Annotated in this window: 15 protein-coding genes; 6 read left to right on the forward strand and 9 right to left on the reverse strand. The window is 70.5% G+C overall.

Annotated elements, in window-relative coordinates; genetic code table 11:
- The coding region (locus VMS22_01225; protein HXJ32635.1) for a hypothetical protein at positions 1-1,442 on the reverse strand (1,442 nt) is incomplete at its 3' end.
- A gap of 484 nt (positions 1,443-1,926) precedes the next feature.
- Between VMS22_01225 and VMS22_01230 the strand changes: the two genes are divergently transcribed.
- Positions 1,927-2,745, forward strand: a complete 819-nt coding sequence (locus VMS22_01230) for a DUF1189 family protein (protein HXJ32636.1) — start codon at positions 1,927-1,929, stop codon at positions 2,743-2,745.
- On the opposite strand, the gene VMS22_01235 is transcribed toward VMS22_01230, so the two are convergent.
- Positions 2,742-4,442: a glutamine--tRNA ligase/YqeY domain fusion protein gene (locus tag VMS22_01235; protein ID HXJ32637.1), complete on the reverse strand. Its 1,701-nt coding sequence runs from the start codon at positions 4,440-4,442 to the stop codon at positions 2,742-2,744. The genes VMS22_01230 and VMS22_01235 overlap by 4 nt on opposite strands.
- A 42-nt stretch (positions 4,443-4,484) precedes the next feature.
- Positions 4,485-4,886 (reverse strand): nuclear transport factor 2 family protein, encoded by a 402-nt coding sequence (locus tag VMS22_01240; GenBank protein ID HXJ32638.1) that lies wholly within the window; start codon positions 4,884-4,886, stop codon positions 4,485-4,487.
- 86 nt (positions 4,887-4,972) lie between these two features.
- On the opposite strand from VMS22_01240, the gene VMS22_01245 reads away from it, so the two are divergent.
- Entirely contained in the window at positions 4,973-8,077 is a 3,105-nt protein-coding gene (locus VMS22_01245) for a right-handed parallel beta-helix repeat-containing protein (protein ID HXJ32639.1), read from the forward strand.
- A gap of 2 nt (positions 8,078-8,079) precedes the next feature.
- Here the strand turns inward: VMS22_01245 and VMS22_01250 are convergent, their stop codons facing one another.
- Together VMS22_01250 and VMS22_01255 are read right to left on the reverse strand one after the other, a co-directional pair.
- Positions 8,080-8,349 (reverse strand): hypothetical protein, encoded by a 270-nt coding sequence (locus VMS22_01250; GenBank protein HXJ32640.1) that lies wholly within the window; start codon positions 8,347-8,349, stop codon positions 8,080-8,082.
- A 283-nt stretch (positions 8,350-8,632) separates the two neighbouring features.
- Positions 8,633-8,851 (reverse strand): hypothetical protein, encoded by a 219-nt coding sequence (locus tag VMS22_01255; protein ID HXJ32641.1) that lies wholly within the window; start codon positions 8,849-8,851, stop codon positions 8,633-8,635.
- 920 nt (positions 8,852-9,771) lie between these two features.
- On the opposite strand from VMS22_01255, the gene VMS22_01260 reads away from it, so the two are divergent.
- Genes VMS22_01260 through VMS22_01270 form a run of 3 tightly spaced genes read left to right on the forward strand, consistent with a single transcriptional unit; the run spans position 9,772 to position 12,800 of the window.
- Positions 9,772-10,932: a hypothetical protein gene (locus VMS22_01260; GenBank protein HXJ32642.1), complete on the forward strand. Its 1,161-nt coding sequence runs from the start codon at positions 9,772-9,774 to the stop codon at positions 10,930-10,932.
- 33 nt (positions 10,933-10,965) lie between these two features.
- Positions 10,966-11,820, forward strand: coding sequence for a DUF6282 family protein (locus tag VMS22_01265; GenBank protein ID HXJ32643.1), 855 nt, complete (start codon positions 10,966-10,968; stop codon positions 11,818-11,820).
- A complete protein-coding gene (locus VMS22_01270) occupies positions 11,817-12,800 on the forward strand; it encodes a Gfo/Idh/MocA family oxidoreductase (protein HXJ32644.1) in 984 nt (327 codons plus the stop codon). Before VMS22_01265 ends, VMS22_01270 begins: the two co-directional genes overlap by 4 nt.
- 17 nt (positions 12,801-12,817) lie before the next feature.
- Here VMS22_01270 and VMS22_01275 read toward each other — a convergent pair whose 3' ends face one another.
- Positions 12,818-13,579, reverse strand: a complete 762-nt coding sequence (locus tag VMS22_01275) for an SDR family NAD(P)-dependent oxidoreductase (protein ID HXJ32645.1) — start codon at positions 13,577-13,579, stop codon at positions 12,818-12,820.
- A gap of 17 nt (positions 13,580-13,596) precedes the next feature.
- Positions 13,597-14,202 carry a 2,3-diphosphoglycerate-dependent phosphoglycerate mutase gene (locus VMS22_01280; GenBank protein HXJ32646.1) on the reverse strand — a complete coding sequence of 202 codons (606 nt, stop codon included), beginning with the start codon at positions 14,200-14,202 and terminating at the stop codon, positions 13,597-13,599.
- An 87-nt stretch (positions 14,203-14,289) separates the two neighbouring features.
- Here VMS22_01280 and VMS22_01285 point away from each other — a divergent pair, with 87 nt between their 5' ends.
- Complete coding sequence (locus VMS22_01285; protein ID HXJ32647.1) at positions 14,290-15,024, forward strand: fatty acid desaturase; 735 nt, start codon at positions 14,290-14,292, stop codon at positions 15,022-15,024.
- A gap of 162 nt (positions 15,025-15,186) precedes the next feature.
- On the opposite strand, the gene VMS22_01290 is transcribed toward VMS22_01285, so the two are convergent.
- Both VMS22_01290 and VMS22_01295 read right to left on the reverse strand, forming a co-directional pair.
- The gene (locus VMS22_01290) at positions 15,187-16,788 is read right to left on the reverse strand and encodes an FAD-binding oxidoreductase (protein ID HXJ32648.1); all 1,602 of its coding nucleotides are present in this window, start codon (positions 16,786-16,788) and stop codon (positions 15,187-15,189) included.
- A 4-nt stretch (positions 16,789-16,792) separates the two neighbouring features.
- Positions 16,793-17,074, reverse strand: a complete 282-nt coding sequence (locus VMS22_01295) for an RNA-binding protein (GenBank protein ID HXJ32649.1) — start codon at positions 17,072-17,074, stop codon at positions 16,793-16,795.
- Between the last annotated feature and the right edge of the window lie 126 nt (positions 17,075-17,200).

Consider the following 17,200-nt stretch of genomic DNA (forward strand, 5'->3'; position numbering starts at 1 on the left):
GCGTTGCACTCGTCGGTGGTGCAGGCGTGACCGTCGTTGCAGTCGGCCGGGGTCGTGCAGGTGGTGCAGTTGGGGATGGCAGGGTTCGCGCAGACCCCCGCGTTGCACTGGTCGGTGGTGCAGGCGTTGTTGTCGTTGCAGTCGGCCGGCGTGGTGCATGGCGTGCAGTTCGGAATGGTGAAGGCGCCGCAGACGCTGCCCTCGCAGGTCGGCGTGGTGCAGGGGTTGCCGTCGTCGGTGCAGGTCTCCGGGGTCGCGCACTCCTCGCAGCTCGGGATGGCGGGATTGGCGCAGACGCCGTCGCTGCAGAGGTCGGCGGTGCAGGCGTGACCGTCGTGACACTGCTCGGCAGTCGTACACTCGGTGCAGTTCGGGATCGCGGGGTTGGCGCAGACGCCGGCGTTGCACTCGTCGGTGGTGCAGGCGTGGCCGTCGTTGCAGTCAGCCGGGGTGGCGCACTCGGTGCAGTTCGGGATCGCAGGGTTGGCGCAGACGCCGTTGTTGCACTGATCCGACGTGCACGCGTGGCCGTCGTTGCAGTCGGCCGCCGACCGGCATTCGGTGCAGCCGGGAATCGGCGTGTTCGCGCAGACGCCGTTGTTGCACTGATCGGTGGTGCAGACGCGACCGTCGTTGCAGTCGGACGCGGCGATGCAAGGCGTGCAGCTCGGCTTCGCGGAGTGGGTGCAGACGCCGGCGTGGCACTCGTCGAGCGTGCAGGCGTTGCCGTCGTGGCAGTCGGCGTCGCTCCCGCACTCCTGGCAGCCGGGGATGGTCGTGTGCGAGCAGCCCTGCGCGCCGTTGCAGGCGTCGATCGTGCAGGCGTGCCCGTCGTTGCAGAGGTCCGACCCCTCGTCGACCTTGCCGTCGCAGTCGTTGTCGATGCCGTCGCAGGTCTCGGGGCCGTCGCCGCCGGTCACGTCGAGGAATGCCGTCGCCGACTGCTGGTTCGCATTCGACGCCCGGGCGCTGGCGGTGTTCGTGAAGTCCTTCGAGCCGCAGACAGGGCGCGCCTTGGCGGTGATCTTCACCGTCACCTTCTTGCCGGCGCCGAGGCTCGGGAGCTTCACCAGGAGGGGGTTCGTCGAGATGATCGAGTAGCCGCCGCAGGAGGCGTCGTCGGTCGTCACCGTCACGCCGATGCTGCTCATGAACGACGGGAGGGCGATGTCCTCGATGACGACGCTGGTCGCCCGCTTCTTCGTGTTGGCGACGTCGATCGTGTACGTGACGAGCGTCTGGACGCCGATCGGCGCGGTAGCCGGGCTCACCGACTTCCGGATCTGGAGCGAGGTCGTCGGGTTGGAGCACGTGTTCGACCAGCGCTTGCCGCCGCGCTTTCCCTTCGCCTTCGCCGACGCCGTGCTCGGCGCCTGTGCGAGAGCGAAGCACGCCACGATGGCGGCGGCCGTGATCCAGGTCCGTCCTCGGAGTGTACGCATGAAGCCCCTCTCGCTCGATCGATCGGCGGTCACACCAGTGCTCGTCACGGCGGAAGTGCGTAACAAGGCGCGTGCCGTCACGCCTTCGCCGCGAGCGACACAAATTTCACTCCCGTCTCGATCTGCATGCGACGACGCCTTGCGGTCGCGCCAACGCGCGGGAAACACGAGCGTCGTCGACGGAACGCGAAGCATTCGCGTCCGCGAGCGCCGTGCGGGGCCGGCGACGGCCATCCCGGTTCGCCAGCTCCGCTCTCACGTGTTTCCGTGACGCGCGTCGAGCAGAGCGCACGGCTGCTGGGCGCGCACCCGCGCTCCGCGCAGACGTCATGGACCGGCCCCGAAAGCGTGCATCACTGCACGTCGTGCGCATGCACAAGGGTCAGATCTGGCAGCGGTCGCGAGCAGCGGGGCGCTGCTCGCAGCGTTCGCCGTGCGCGACGCCGAAGGGCGCCGTCGCTTGACCGCACCACGGCTTCGCGCGATGGGGGCCGCCGTGTGGGTGCTTCTCGCTCCCGTGCTCGCGCTCTTCGAGCCGGGCTTCTACGCGCGAGCGGCGCGCGCGTCGGTGGTGCGTGGCTTCGCGTATCTCGCGTACCTGGCGTTCCTCACCGCGGTGGGAGCCGGGCTCATGCTCGAGTGGCGCTGGTACCCCGCGCTCGACGACCTCGCCGAGTGGGTCGCCGATCGGCTCCCGGCCATCACGTTCACGGTCGACGGCCCCCGGGTCGCAGACGCGACGCCCGTCGTGATCGAGCACCCGACCTACGGGCGGCTCCTGCGCATCGACACGACTGCGGACCTGCCGGATACGAGCGAGCCGGCGTTGGTGACCATCACGCGCAGCCAGATCGTGCTCTCGCGCATCGATGGGACCACCCCCGAGCACCGCGCCTGGGACGTCGTCCCGCAGACGGACGAGGCGCGCCGCAACTGGTCGGACGTCACGATCGACGGGCGGCGAGCCCGCATCCTCTTCCGGGAGCTGCGCTGGCTCGCCTGGATGGTCGTGCCGGCGGTGTTCGTGCTCGCTTTCACCTGGAAGCTGATCGCGGGTCTCGTCTACAGCGTCCTCGCCGTCGTCATGAACGCCGTGCTCGGGACGCGTCTGTCGTATCCCGCCCTGCTGAACGTCACGTGCTTTGCGCTGACGCCGGCGACGCTCCTGTGGTGGATGTCAGTCGTCGGGCTCCTGGGCGACATGCGCGTCGAGTGGCCGGTGTCGCTCTGGGTGACCGGAACGTACCTCTTCCTCGGCATCCGGTCGGCCGGACCCGTCGAGCCCTCGGCGGCGGTTTCCTAGCCCGTCTGGCGCTGGGCGATCTTGGCCCAGGTGTCGCGCAGCGTGACCGTGCGGTTGAACACGGGTGCGCCCGGGCGCGAGTCGACGGGGTCGGCACAGAAGTAGCCCATGCGCTCGAACTGCCATCGGCTGGCGGCCACTGCGCGGGCGAGGCTCGGCTCGAGCTTCGCCGTGAGACGCTCGAGCGACGCCGGGTTCAGGTGCGAGAGCCAGTCGTCGCCGCTCGGGTCTTCGACGTTGAACAGCCGATCGTAGAGGCGGACCTCGGACTCGATGGCGTGCGCGGCCGATACCCAGTGGATGGTCGCCTTCACCTTGCGGCCGTCGGCCGGGGTGCCGCCGCGGCTCGCCGGATCGCAGGTGCAGCGCACCTCGGCGATCTCGCCGCGGTCGTCCTTCACCACGCCCGTACACTTCACGATGTACGCCCAGCGCAGGCGGACCTCCTTGCCGGGCGAGAGGCGGAAATACTTGGGCGGCGGGATTTCCTGGAAGTCCTCGCGCTCGATGTAGAGGACGCGCGAGAAGGGAACGGTGCGCGTCCCCATGGCGGGATCTTCGGGGTTGTTGACGGCCTCGAGATCCTCGACGCGGTCCTCGGGAAAATTCTCGATCACGAGCCGCAGGGGTCGCAGCACGGCCATCACGCGCGGCGCGGAGCGGTTCAGATCCTCGCGGATCGCGTGCTCGAGCATCGCGACGTCGATCGTGCTGTTGCGCTTGGAGACGCCCATGCGCTCCCAGAAGGCGCGGATGGTCTCGGGCGGCACGCCGCGGCGGCGGAAGCCGGACAGCGTCGGCATGCGCGGGTCGTCCCAGCCGGCGACGTGCCCTTCGTCGACCAGCGTCAGGAGCTTCCGCTTGCTCATGACGGTGTAGGTGAGGTTCCCGCGCGCGAACTCGATCTGCTGAGGCTTCGCCTCGGTACGGCAGTTCTCGATCAGCCAGTCGTACAGCGGCCGGTGATCCTCGAACTCGAGCGTGCAGATCGAGTGCGTGACGAACTCGATCGCGTCCGAGAGCGGGTGCGCGTAGTCGTACATGGGATAGATGCACCACGTGTCGCCGGTGCGATGATGCTCGGCGTGGCGGATGCGGTAGAGGACGGGGTCGCGCATGTTCAGGTTCGGCGACGCCATGTCGATCTTGGCGCGCAGGACGAGCTTCCCGTCCGGAAACTCCCCGGCACGCATGCGGCGGAAGAGGTCGAGGCTCTCGTCGATCGGACGATCCCGGTAGGGGCTGTTCCGGCCCGGCTCCGTGAGCGTGCCGCGCAGCTGGCGGATCTCGTCCGCGGTGAGGCTGTCGACGTACGCCTTGCCGTCGCGGATCAGCTGCTCCGCGTACCGGTAGAGGCGCTCGAAGTAGTCCGAGGCGTAGAAGAGCTTGTCGCCCCAGTCGAACCCGAGCCAGCGGACGTCCTCCATGATCGCGTCGACGTATTCGACGTCCTCTTTGGTCGGATTCGTGTCGTCGAAACGCAGGTGGCAGACGCCCTGGTTCTCGAGCGCGATGCCGAAGTCGATGCCGATCGCCTTCGCGTGCCCGATGTGCAGGTAGCCGTTCGGCTCGGGCGGAAACCGCGTCACCACGCGCCCGCCGTGCTTTCCCGTGCGGGCGTCCTCGGCGACGATCTGGCGGATGAAGTCGGGTCCGGGCGTCGGGGGAGTGGTCGCAGCGTCCGTGCGGTCGGCCATCGGCGCCCTTCCTAGCGAGGCTGCCGGCGTTGCGCCACCGGGTCAGCCGACGACGTCGGGCGGTGCGCTCGGGTCGTAGTACAGCTCCTGCTGGCGGATGCGGTCGTCCCGGTACCGATAGACGACGACGTAGGTCGATCGGAGACGCCGGGCGTCGAGGGTCCAGTCGAACTGGATGCGCGCGAAGGTCGCGCCCGACTCCGCGACGAGGGCGCGCTCGACGCACCGGTAGTCGATGTCCCGGCAGCGCGCGATCGTGAGGGCGATGAACTCGAGCGTCCGATCGACGCCCTCGATGCGGCGGGGCCAATCGAAGAGGCGCACCGTCGGGCTCAGGTATACGACCTCCGGGCAGTAGAGCATGCGCGCCTGCTCGACGTCGCCTGCGGCGAAGGCGCGCGCGAAGGTCGCCTCCTGCCGATCGAAGGCCTCGAGGGTGATCATCGACACAGCAACCTTCGCACCTGCGGTGCCGGACGCGCAATCCGGAGCTTTCACGCCGGGCGCGAACGTCGGTATGGTAGAGGCGCGTGGAAGCACGGCGCGTTTTCTGGGTCGTCGCCTCGGTGCTGGCCGCCGCCGTGCACGCGGCGCCGGCCGGCGCGACCGTGCCGTGCACGGTGCCCGCGACGCTCGCCGTCGTCTCCGACAACCGGAGCGCCGACGGTTCGGTCATGCTCACGGTCTCGGGCGAGCGCGTCGCGACCAGCGGCGCCTGCGACAACGGGACGACCGGCTTCGCGACCTCGTACTCGACCACGATCGTGTGCGACGGGCCGGGGATCGTGAAGTGCGGGCGCGTGCCGGGGCTCGCGCCGGGCCTCTGGATCCACCGCGTGACCGCCCAGGTCGCGGGCTCGGCCTTCCAGGTGCAGGCGCAGCGCGGTGTCATCCTGGGCGGTCCGGGCTCGCTCGTGTCGAACGTCGTCGAGTGGACGATCTTCGGGCGGAGCTTCGTCGTGACGCAGGCGACCGACGCGAGCCTGTTCGCGCAGCTCGATGCCGCGCAGGCCTACACCGCGTCGAGCGGTCGCCCGGCGCTCGTCCGCTTCGATCGGAACACGTTCCCCGGAGCCGGGTCGCCGCAGACGATCGCCGTGAAGCCGGCGTGCCTCACGCAGGACGACGCGATCTGCACTCCCGACCACCGCGCTACGGGCTACTGCCTGGAGGGGTCGGACGTGACGGTCGACGCGCTCGACAACGACGCGCTGCCGGGCGCTGTCGTCGTCGATGCCGGTACGTGTACCCGCTCGCTTCTTCGCATCTACGGGAGCGACAACGTGCTGCGCGGCCTCGTGCTGCGCGGTAGCCAGAAGCAGAGCCCCGTGACGGCGATCGACACCATCGCCATCTCCGGACTGGGTGCCCGTCGCAACCGGCTCGAGGAGTGCACGGTGGTGGGTCCGACCCTCGGCGACGCGATCAGCGTCGAAGCCAACGCCGGAGCCCCCGACGGTCTGCCCGACCCGGAGAACGTGATCACCGGGGGCGAGATCACCGGCGCCGAGGACAAGGGCATCAAGGTCGTCGGCGGCGGCATGGCGCACGTCGAGCGGAGCTGCATCCACGACAACGCCAACGGCGGCATCCAGGCGACGCTCGGCGGCACCGTCACGGCGATCGAGAACGTGGTGCAGCACAACGTCGGCGGCGCGGCACAGAACGGCCTCTTCGTCGGCGTGCCCGAGACGGTGGGGGCTGCGAACGCGCTCACCACGCGCGGCAACGTCGTCCGCTTCAACGGCAACCGTGGCATCTCGGTCGTGAACAACGGCGCTGCCGTCCTGGTCGGCGACGTCGTCGCCAACAACTACCAGGCCGGCATCCGGGTCGAGACGACGCTGCCGAACGTCCATCCGACGGCGAGCGTTCGGGGCGCCGGCTTCACGTGCAACTACGCGCCGGGTGCGTGCTTCAACTCCCCCGGCGCGTTCTGCCGGGAAGACGGGGAGTGCACGTCGGGATGCATCCCGGGTGGCGGAGCTGCGAGGGGCGTCGGGGCGGCGCTCGCAGCGTGCACCGATCCGGGCTGCCAGGAGCCGAGCGTCGACTTCGGGACGAGCGCCGGCACCGCCGGTCGCAACGCGCTCGCGCTCAACGCCAATCCCATGGGCCTCCCGCCGGGCGGCATCAACTTCAGCAGCGCGCTCACCGCCGGCCCGATCGCCGCGGCGGGCAATCAATGGGAGCACTGCGACACGCCGGCGCCCGATCCGATGGATCCGAACGCCTGCTACGTCGACCAGGCCCAGATGCTCGACGTCCGCCTCGGACCGGGCGCGGCGGGCGTCGATCTCGGCGCGCCGCCGAGCCCGCGACACGGCCCGACGCCGGTCGTGACGGCGATCACGCCCCCGCGTCCGTACGCCGGGCAGCTCGTGCGCGTCTACGGCGGGCCGTTCAACGCCGTCGACGGCGCCGCCTGCCAGCCGAACGGGCTCCCTGCCGATGCGTGCAGCGCCGAGAACTCCGCCGTCGCGACGACCAACGCCGCCGCGGTCGAGGGCAATCGCGTGACGGTCACGATCGGCGGGCAGGCGCTGGCGGCCGAGGTCCATCAGGTCACGCCCGGCATGCTCGTCTTCAAGATGCCGGTCGACTGCTTCGCGCAGGCCGTGTTCACGGTCGCGCGCGGCAGCGCGACGAGCAATCCCGTCATGATCTGCGATCCGGACGGCTGCGCCGACCGGCCCGTCGGCGCTCCCTGCGACGACGACAGCGTGTGCTCGGACGGCGACGTCTGCGGGCTCGACGGCATGTGCAAGAATGGCCCCGCAATCCCCTGCGGGGGCCAATGCGTGCTCGCTGCGTGCGATCCGCTGACGGGCTGCATGCCCGCGCCGGCCGACACACCCTGCGAGGACGGCGATCCGTGCACGGCCGGCGACCATTGCACCGGAAGCGACCTCGCGTGCGAGTCGGGCGGGCCGAACCCATGCGTGGGGCAGTGCCTCACCGGCACGTGCGACCCCCTCGTCGGTTGCCGGCCTGCGGACGAGCTCACGTCGTGCGACGACGGCGACGCCTGCACGACCGGCGATCACTGCACGGGGTTCGATGGGGGCTGTACCGGCAAGCTCGTGGACTGCGACGACGGCAAGGAGTGCACCTTCGATTTCTGCGATCCGGCCTCCGGCTGCCTGCACGAGGACCTCGATCCGGGCACGCCGTGCACCACGAACGACGCCTGTCATCCGGGCAGCGCCTGCCGCGCGGGGGAGTGCGATCCGGGAGGGGCGATCTCGTGCGACGACGGCGACGCGTGCACCGTCGACGTTTGTGAGCCCGAATCCGGCTGCACCAATACGCCGCCGCCCGGCATTCTCGCCACCACCTGCCACTTCGACCGGCTCCGCGCGCTGGTTGGTCGCGTGCCAGCGTCGTCGGCCGCGCTGGCGAAGAAGCTCGGCGCGCGCATCGGCTGCAGCGAGGATCGCGTCACGGCCGCGGCAGGCGCGCCGGCCGGGTCGCGGCGACAGAAGCGTCTGGCGCGCCGTGGGCTGCGTTGCGCGAGCCGCGTCGTCGACCTCGCCCGCAATGCGAAGGGCCTCGAGGCGACGCTGCAGCAGGCACTCGTCGGCGAGGCCGAGACCACCCGCGACGCGATCCGCGCTACCTTTCGACTTCCCTGAGCCTACTTCGGCTCGCAGTGCTCCCGGCTGGGCGTCGTGCGCTCGCACGCCATCGTACGCGTGACGCCCGAGGCGAGCTGCGCGCAGGTGTTGTTGACCGCCGCCTGCCGGGCCTCTCCCTCGCTGTTCCCGTCGACCGAGCGGCACGCCTCCTGTCCTTCGAACGTGATGCACACCTCGCATCGCACGCCACCCACCTGGAAGCTCGAGTAGACGACGAAGCCGATGATGGCCGTGAGCCCGGCCAGCGAGACCCAGGACGTCCACTTCATGGGTGGCTGGGCTCGACGCCGGCGTCGCCGCCCTGGGCGGTCGTGTAGGCGGCGGGCGCTTGCCCGCTCAGGGGCCCCGCGCCGAGGTCGTGCCCGCAGGCATCGCAGAAGGCGCTGTCGCCGGGAACGCCGGCGCCGCACGAGGGGCAGGCGCGCGGCAGGCCGGCTCCACACGCTCGGCGGAAGCGTGCAGTGGCTCGGTTCTCCACCCCGCAGCCCGGGCAGTCCACGCCGCACCATACGGCCCCGGCCGGGAGCGGGGCAAGCTCGGACGGCGGCGCCGTCAGATGCAGGCGAGCGAGCGGCGCAGCGTGCGGATGTCGTTCGTGAGCGGCGTCAGCTGATCCAGCAGATCGGTCGCGACCGCGGACGGAATGATCTTGCGGCCGCTGCGCGACTTGACCTTCGCCGCCGCCGAGTTCGCGGCGCGCGCGGCCCCGTCGAGGGCGTTGCGTGCCGGATGCTCCCGCGCGCTCTCGCAGGCCGCGAAGGCGGCGTCCACCCGCGCGCGGGCCTTCTCGACGCGGCCGAGCAGACTGTCGTGGAGGCGGCCGAGGTCGGTCGAGTCGCCGATCTGGAGGACGAGCGCGTCGAGACGGCACGCGATCGAGTCGAAGGTGGCGCTCGCTGGGCACCCCGCCGGCAGGGTCGTGGTCGTCGTCGGCGCGACCGTCGAGGTGGTCGGCGCCGCGCTCGTGCTGGTGCTCGTCGACGTCGAGGTGGAGCTGGACGTCGAAGTGGACGTCGAGTTGGAGGTGCTCGTCGACGTCGTCGACGAGGTCGAGGAGGAGGTCGTGCTCGACGACGTGGAGGTGGTCGTCGGGGCGGTCGTCAGCGTCGTCGACGAGCTCGAGCTGCTGGTGGACGAGGAGGACGACGTGGTCGAGGACGTCGAAGTGGTCGTCGGCGAGCTGGTGGTCGAGCTCGACGTGGTTGGGGCCGACGTCGAGGTGGTCGTCGGGATCGTCGTGAGGGTCGTCGAGGAAGTCGAGGTGGTGGAGGACGAGGTGGTCGAGGACGAGGTCGTCGTACTGGTGGTCGACGACGTGGAGCTCGAGGTAGAGGACGACGTCGTCGTGCTCGTGGTCGAGCTTGTCGTGCTGGACGACGTGGTCGACGTCGAAGTCGAGGAGGTCGACGTGGACGACGAGGTGGTCGAGCTAGACGACGTCGAGCTCGTGCTAGACGTGGACGGGGTCGTGGTCGTCGACGTGCTCGTCGTCGTCGCGCCGCACTCCGGGAGGTTCCCCACGCTGCCCGCGTTGTTCTGCGGCGACGGACATTGCAGCGCGAAATTCTGCGTGCCGGTCGCGCGCGTCTGGCTGTGCACGCCGTCGCCGAGCGGTCCGGTGACGACCGGCTCGATCGCGCCGGCCGGAAGCCAGTATATTTCCGTGACGAGTCGAGTAAGAAGGGAGGCGCATGGGGCATTCGGTCTTGGTCGGCTCGGCGTTCGTCGCGCAGTACCCCGAAGGCGGCGGCAATTTCTGGGTCCCGCTCCAGTACCTGCTCGGCTTGCGCGACCTCGGCTACGACGCGTGGTGGCTCGAATATCTGTGGACGCGCGGCGATGCGGCTCTCGATCGCGCATACATCGACACGTTCCTCGCGCATGTACGTGATCTCGGCGTCGGTGATCGCGTGATCCTCGGGTACCTTTCGACGGGAACGCGCGAGGAGCCGGCGGGCCCACCGCAGTACTTCGGCGCGACCGAGGGCGAGCTCGCGGCACGCCGCCGCGACGCGCTGCTCTTGAACCTCGCGCACAGTCTGACGGCGCCGCTGCGCGAGGGGTTCGCGCGCACAGCGCTCTTCGACCTCGACCCCGGCACGTTCCAGATCTGGGCGCACCAGTGGGACATGGGCGTCGGCAAGCACGACGCGCACGTGACCATCGGCAGGCATCTGGGCGAGCCCGACTCCCCGGTTCCGCTCTACGGCGTCGCGTGGGGGCGTGTGTGGCCGGCGGTGCACCTGCCGTCGTGGCCGTGTCAGGCGCAGCTCCGCGCCGGGGAGGGCGCGTACACGACGGTCACGCAGTGGTGGAACAACCAGTATGCGTTCCTCGGCGACGAGACCTACGACTGCAACAAGCGCGCGGGCTTCCTCCCGCTCATGCCGCTCCCGGAGCGCTGCGGTGTGCGGATCGAGATCGCCGCCAACCTCCACGCGAACGAGCTCGAGGACCGTGCGCTCCTCGCACGCAGCGGCTGGCATCTCGTCGACCCTGGCGCGGTCGCCGGCACGCCGCGAACCTTTCGTCGCTACGTGCAGACGTCGCGCGGCGAGATCAGCGCCGCCAAGCCGGCCTACGTGAAGGCGCGCGCGGGCTGGATCAGCGATCGCACGATCTGCTACCTCGCGAGCGGACGGCCGTGCGTGGTCGAGGCGACGGGCGCGGAAGCGCACCTGCCGCCGTCGAAGGGCTTGCGCTTCTTCCGGACGCTGGACGAGGCGGCCGACGCGATTCGGGCCATCGAGGGCGACTATCCGGCCGCGTGCCGGGCCGCCCGCCACCTCGCCGAGGAGGTGTTCGCGACGCGCGTGGTGGTCCCCGAGCTGCTGCGCGCGGCCGGCGCTTGACGTCCGGGGCGGTAGCTCGATAGCTCGGCGCGAATGCCGGGCCTCGCCGACGAGCTGGTGGTGGGCGCGATCGACATGCACTGCCACCACGGTCCGGACCCGCATCGCGCGCGCAGCGTCGACGCGATGGAGGCGGCGCAGGAGGCCGATGTGCAGGGGCTCGCGGCGATCGTCCTCAAGAGCCACGCCTATCCGACGGGGCCGGTTGCGATTCTCATGCAGAAGACCGTCGAGCGTCTGCGCGTGTTCGGCGGGATCTGCTGCGACTTCGAGGTCGGCGGCCTCAATCCGGCCGCGGTCGAGGTCGCGTTGCGCACGGGCGCCAAGGTGGTCTGGATGCCGACCTTCTCGTCCGTCGTCGACCGCCGGAAGCTGCACCTGCCGGGGCCCGGCATTCCGCTGCTCGGAGAACGGGCGCGGCTCGTCCCGGAGGCGGAGGAGATCCTGCGTCTCGCACAGGCCCACGACGCCGTCGTCGCCACGGGGCACATCGACCTCCCGGAGCAGTTCGCGATCGTCGATGCGTCGCGGGAGATCGGCGTGCCGGTCGTCATGACGCACGCGCTCGAGACGCACATCGGGCCCGATCACACGCTCGAGCACGTGATCGAGCTGGCGGCGCGCGGCGCGATGATCGAGTTCACGTATCTGACGTGCATTCCCGGCGGCTTCGCCGCGAGCGAGACGCCGGAGGTGTTCGCCCGCGCCATGATGGCGGTCGGACCCGAGCGCGCGATCATGTCGACCGACTTCGGCCAGGCGCAGAGCCCGCGCCCCGCGATCGGCATGCGCATGTTCATCGAGGAGATGCTCGGCTGCGGCGTGCCCGCGGCGGCGATCGACGTCATGGCGCGCCGCAATCCGGCGCGTCTGCTGGGCCTGCGATGAGCGACGGTCCCCTGCGCATCGGGATCCTCGGCGCGGCGCGCATCGCGCCGATGGCGCTCATCCAGCCCGCGCGCCGCAACCTCGAGGCGGCGGTCGTGGGCATCGCCGCGCGCGATCCGGCGCGGGCGGCGGCGTTCGCCACGCGCTACGGCATCGAGCGGGCCTACGGTGACTACGACCACCTGCTGCGCGATTCGGCGATCGAAGCGGTCTACAACCCGCTCCCGAACTCGCTCCACGCGCCCTGGACGATCCGTGCGCTCGAAGCGGGAAAGCACGTCCTGTGCGAGAAGCCCTTCTCGGCGACGGTCGCGGAAGCCGAGGCCATGACGGACGCCGCAACCCGCGAGGGGCGCGTCCTCATGGAGGCGTTCCACTATCGGTACCACCCGCTCTTCGGGCGCCTGCGTGCCATCATCACGTCGGGCGAGATCGGGACGGTGCGCCACCTGGAAGCGACGTTCTGCATTCCGCTGCTCCGCCCGAGCGACATCCGCTGGCGCGCCGACCTCGCCGGCGGCGCGCTCATGGACACCGGCTGCTATGCCGTGCACCTCCTGCGCCACCTCTCCCAGGCGGAGCCCGAGATCCGCTCGGCGCAGGCGGCGTGGACGCGCGGCGGCGTCGATCGTTGGCTGCGTGCCGAGATGTCGTTCCCGAGCGGAGCCAGCGCGCGCCTCACGTGCGCGCTCCTTTCGGCACGCCTGCTCAGCATCCGCGCCCGCGTGATCGGCTCCGAGGGCCGGATCGACGTGCTCAACTTCGTCGCCCCGCAGTTCTTCCACCGGCTGCGGGTGAAGACGCCGTCGGGCAGTCGCTCCGAGCGCGTCGCGGGATCGCCCAGCTACGACTACCAGCTCCGCGCCTTCGTCGCCGCCGTCCGCAGCGGAGCCGCCGTGCCCACCGGTCCCGCCGACGCCATCGCCAACATGCGCGCGATCGCCGCCATCTACCGCGCCGCCGAACGATCAACGAGGTAGACACCTCGCCGCGCATGTCACCCGAGCATCACCATCCCGCCGTCGACCGGGATCGCCTGGCCGGTGATGAACCGCGAGGCATCGCTCGCGAGGAACACCATGAGGGGCGCGGCGTCGCCGTCCGGGTCGCCGAGCCTGCCGCCGAGCGGGATCACGAACGCCATCGACATGTCGTGGATGGTGCGCTCCTGCTCCGTCATCCGGGAGCGATACTCGTCGTACATCGGCGTCCAGATCGCCGGGACGACGCTGTTCACGCGGATGTGGTACTGGCCCCACTCCTGCGCGACCGTGCGGGTCCACGCCATGACGGCGGCCTTCGAGGCGGAGTAGTGCGCCGAGCCGCGCTGGCCGCGGATGCCGGCGCCGGAGCCGAAGTTGATGATCACGCCGCCGTGATCCTTCAGGTGCCGGAAGGCGGCCTGGTTCGTGTAGAGCGTTCCCTTCACGTTCACGCCGAAGACGAGATCCCATTCGGCATCCGGGATGCTCTCGGCGGGCGTCCCGCGCTCGACCGCGGCGACGTTCGCCAGCGCGTCGAGGCCGCCCATCGCGCGGGCCGCTTCGTCGACGGCGGCGTCGACCTCGTCGCGCTTGGCGATGTCGCAGTGGCGGTAGGTGACGCGCGGCCCCGCGGCGGCGGCGACCTCGGCGCCCTTGGCGTCGGCGACGTCGAGCGACCATACGGTCGCGCCCTCGCGGGCGTAGGCGCGCACGGTGGCGGCCGCGATGCCGCTCGCGCCGCCGGTGACGATGATCCGCTTGCCGGCGAGAAGCATGGTGCGGGCTCCTGTTCCTAGAGGTAGCGCTTGCCGAGCACTCGGCCGTCCGGCGCCATGTCGTAGACGAGGGGAACGCCGGTCGGGATCTCGAGCTCGAGCACTTGCTCGCGCGTGAGGCCGTCCAGGTGCATGACGAGCGCGCGCAGGGAGTTGCCGTGCGCGGCCACGAGGACGTTCTTGCCCGCCTTCACCTCCGGCAGGATGCGCGACTCCCAGTAGGGCAGCACGCGGGCCGCGGTGTCGGCGAGGCTCTCGCCGCCCGGCGGTCGCGTGTCGTAGCTGCGTCGCCAGATCTTCACCTGCGCGTCGCCCCATTGCTTGGCGGCTTCGGCCTTGTTGAGACCCTGAAGGTCGCCGTACATGCGCTCGTTCAGCGCTTCGTGGCGTTCGGTCGGAACGCCCACGATTCCGGCAACCTCGAGCGCGAGCGTCGCTGTGTCGATGGCGCGCTTCAGTACGGATGTGAACAGCTTGTCGATACGTCTACCGCGCAGCTTCACGCCGGCGGCGCGCGCTTCGTCCTCGCCCTTCTGCGAGAGCGGGACGTCGACCCACCCGGTGAAGCGATTCTCGAGGTTCCACTGCGATTGGCCATGGCGGAGCAGAATCAGCTCGGGCATCGGGCCCGGCTATACCGCGCCGCGCCACCGAGTGTCACGTCCTTTTGATTGAAAGCCGAGGGACCGACTGGTAGAGAAGGTGGACCCATGTGGATTGTGCTGCTGTTCGTGGTGAACTGGTTCATTGCGATCTTCTTCCAGTCGAGCTTCCACCACCGCTACGCCTCTCATCGGATGTTCACGATGAGCCGCGCGATGGAGCGGATCTTCCACCTCGGCACCTGGCTCTCGCAGGGCTCGTCGTATCTCTCGCCGCGGGCGTACGCGATCCTGCACCGCGAGCACCACGCCTTCAGCGACACCGCGCGCGATCCGCACGCGCCGGCCTTCTTCTCGAACGTGCTCCACATGATGTGGGAGACGGGGCGGCGCTACACGGCGCACTTCAAGGGTCTCTCCATGCCCGAGACGCGGTTCCTCGGCGACTATCCCGAGTGGCCGACGCTCGAGAAGATCGCGTCGTCGTGGACGAGCCGGCTCGCGTTCGGGACCGTGATCACGCTCGTCTACATCTGGCTCGCGACGGCGTGGTGGCAGTTCCTGCTGCTGCCGTTCCACTGGCTCATGGGTCCGACGCAGGGGGCGATCGTCAACTGGTGCGGGCATCGCTACGGGTATCGGAACTTCAAGACCGGTGATGCGTCGCGGAACTTCCTGCCGCTCGACTTCCTGTGCGGCGGCGAGCTGTTCCAGAACAACCATCACCACGCCTCCGGCCGGCTCAACTTCGCGTTCCGGAAGTTCGAGATCGATCCGACGTACTGGGCGCTCCGCGCGCTCGCGCTCTGTCGGCTGATCCACCTGACGGCGCACCACGTCTAGGTGCTCGACCCGTGTGACCGCGAGCCGTTGGCTCGCGATCACTCGGGTCGGGGTCGAACGGCGAGGGTGTGGCTCGGGTGGGCCGCGCGGGCGGGGGTGCTGCGGCCGGCGGAGCCGGCGCAGCATGCCGGCACGCCCGCGCGAGAACGCCGGTCGGGCGTACTATGGATCGATGAGGACGCCGGGATTGAGGATACCGGTTGGGTCCAGCGTCTTCTTGGTCGCGCGAAGCGCGGCTGCGAAGCCTTCGGGGCGTTCGCGATCGTACCAGGGGCGGTGGTCGCGGCCGACGGCATGATGGTGGGTGATGGTGCCGCCCAGGCGCAGGATGGCGTCGGAAGCGGCGGCCTTCACTTCCGCCCACTGAGCGAGCTCGGAGCCCCGGCGGGCGGGGGCGATGACGGTGAAGTAGGGCGCGGGGCCGTCGGGGTAGACGTGCGTGAAGCGGCACGTCACGTGGCCGGCGCCGCACACCTCGTGGAGCGCGCGCTCGGTCGCCGCGACGACGCCGGCGTGGAAGGCGGTGAAGCGATCCCAGGTGACGGCGGTCTCGAACGTTTCGCTGATCATGCCGAGGCGCACCAGTGCGTCGCGCAGATATGGCGCGTCCAGGAAAGCGCGCCGCCACGCGCCGGCGGCGCCGTCGCGCGCGCCTTCGTCGGCCTTGCGCGTCGCACCCGCGCCGTCCGGCACCGCGCCGCCGTGGCTCCGCGCACACTCGAGGGCGCGCGCCATCCACGCGTCGGGCGGATGATCCGCCGACTCGAACGCGACCAGCAGGACCGCGCGCGACCCGTCGCCGGCGCCCGAAGTCATGGCTTCGCCCGGATCGAGCAGTCGGCAGTTGGCGGGATAGAGGCCCGCTTGCGCCATCGTGCGCGCGGCGGCGGCGCCGGCGGCGAACGTCTCGAACGTGACCGATGCAGCGGCGCGGAACGTCGGTCGATCCTGCAGCCGCATCCAGGCCTCGGTGATGATGCCGAGGATGCCCTCCGACCCGATGAACAGACGATCCGGGCTGGGTCCGGCGCCCGAGCCGGGAAGACGGCGCGTCGCGATCGTGCCCGACGGCGTCACTACCCGCAGCGCCTCCACGAAGTCGTCGATGTGCGTGTAGAGCGTCGCGTAGTGTCCGCCCGAGCGCGTCGCGATCCATCCGCCGAGCGACGAGAACTCGAACGACTGGGGGAAATGTCGCAACGTGAGGCCGTGCGGCCGGAGCTGCTCTTCGAGCGCCGGCCCCAGGACGCCGCCCTGGATGCGCGCCGCACGCGACGTTCGATCGATCTCGAGCACGCGATCGAGGCGCGCGAGGTCGATCGAGACGACGCCCGCCGCGCCGCCGGCGGGCGCTTCGACACCGCCGACGACGCTCGAGCCGCCGCCGTACGGGACCGCAACGACGCCCGCGTCCGTACACCACTCGAGCAGGCGCGAGATGTCGCCTTCGTCGGTCGGAAACGCGACCAGGTCGGGTGCGCGGTCGAACTCGCGCCGCAGGCCGCGCACGACGTCGCGGAACGACTTGCCGTAGGTGTGGCCCGCGCGATCGAGCGGATCGGCCGAGCACAACGGCGCGAGCGCGGGTGGAGGCGTCAACCGCGGCCGGGGGAGATGCAACTCCTCGAGGCGCGGCTCGGCGGCGAGGGTGAGGTCGGCGCAGCCGAAGCGGGCGGTGAGCAGGCGGCCGATCGCGTCGACGTGATCGGGCGTGGGGCCGGCATCTGCCCAGCCCCAACCCCAGAACCGTCGACGTCGCGCCAACGCGCTACGCGCGCCCGCGGCCGCCGCCGCCGCCAGCCGGTCGATCGTGCGCCGCGCTCACGGTGAGCTTGCGGCCGGCGTGCTCCTGGCCGTCGAGCTCGGAGATCGCGCGCTCGGCATCGGCGTCCGTCGACATCTCGACGAACCCGAAGCCGCGCGAGCGTCCGCTCACGCGGTCGGTCACTACGGTCGCCGAGTCGCACGGCCCGATGCGACCGAAGATCTCGGCGAGCTGCTCGCTCGTGGTTGCGAAGGGGAGGTTCCCGACGAAGAGACGCTTACCCACGCCGGCCCTGTACCAAGACCGGCTTCGACCTGACAAGATGCCCCGTCGGGCCGGGGTGGCCGACCCTCTCGGGTCGGGTGCGAGGAGGGGACCCAGGCGACCGACCCAAGACTCCGTCTTGGGTGC

Source organism: Candidatus Eisenbacteria bacterium (assembly GCA_035577985.1).
Lineage (GTDB): Bacteria > Desulfobacterota > Binatia > DP-6 > DP-6 > DATJZY01.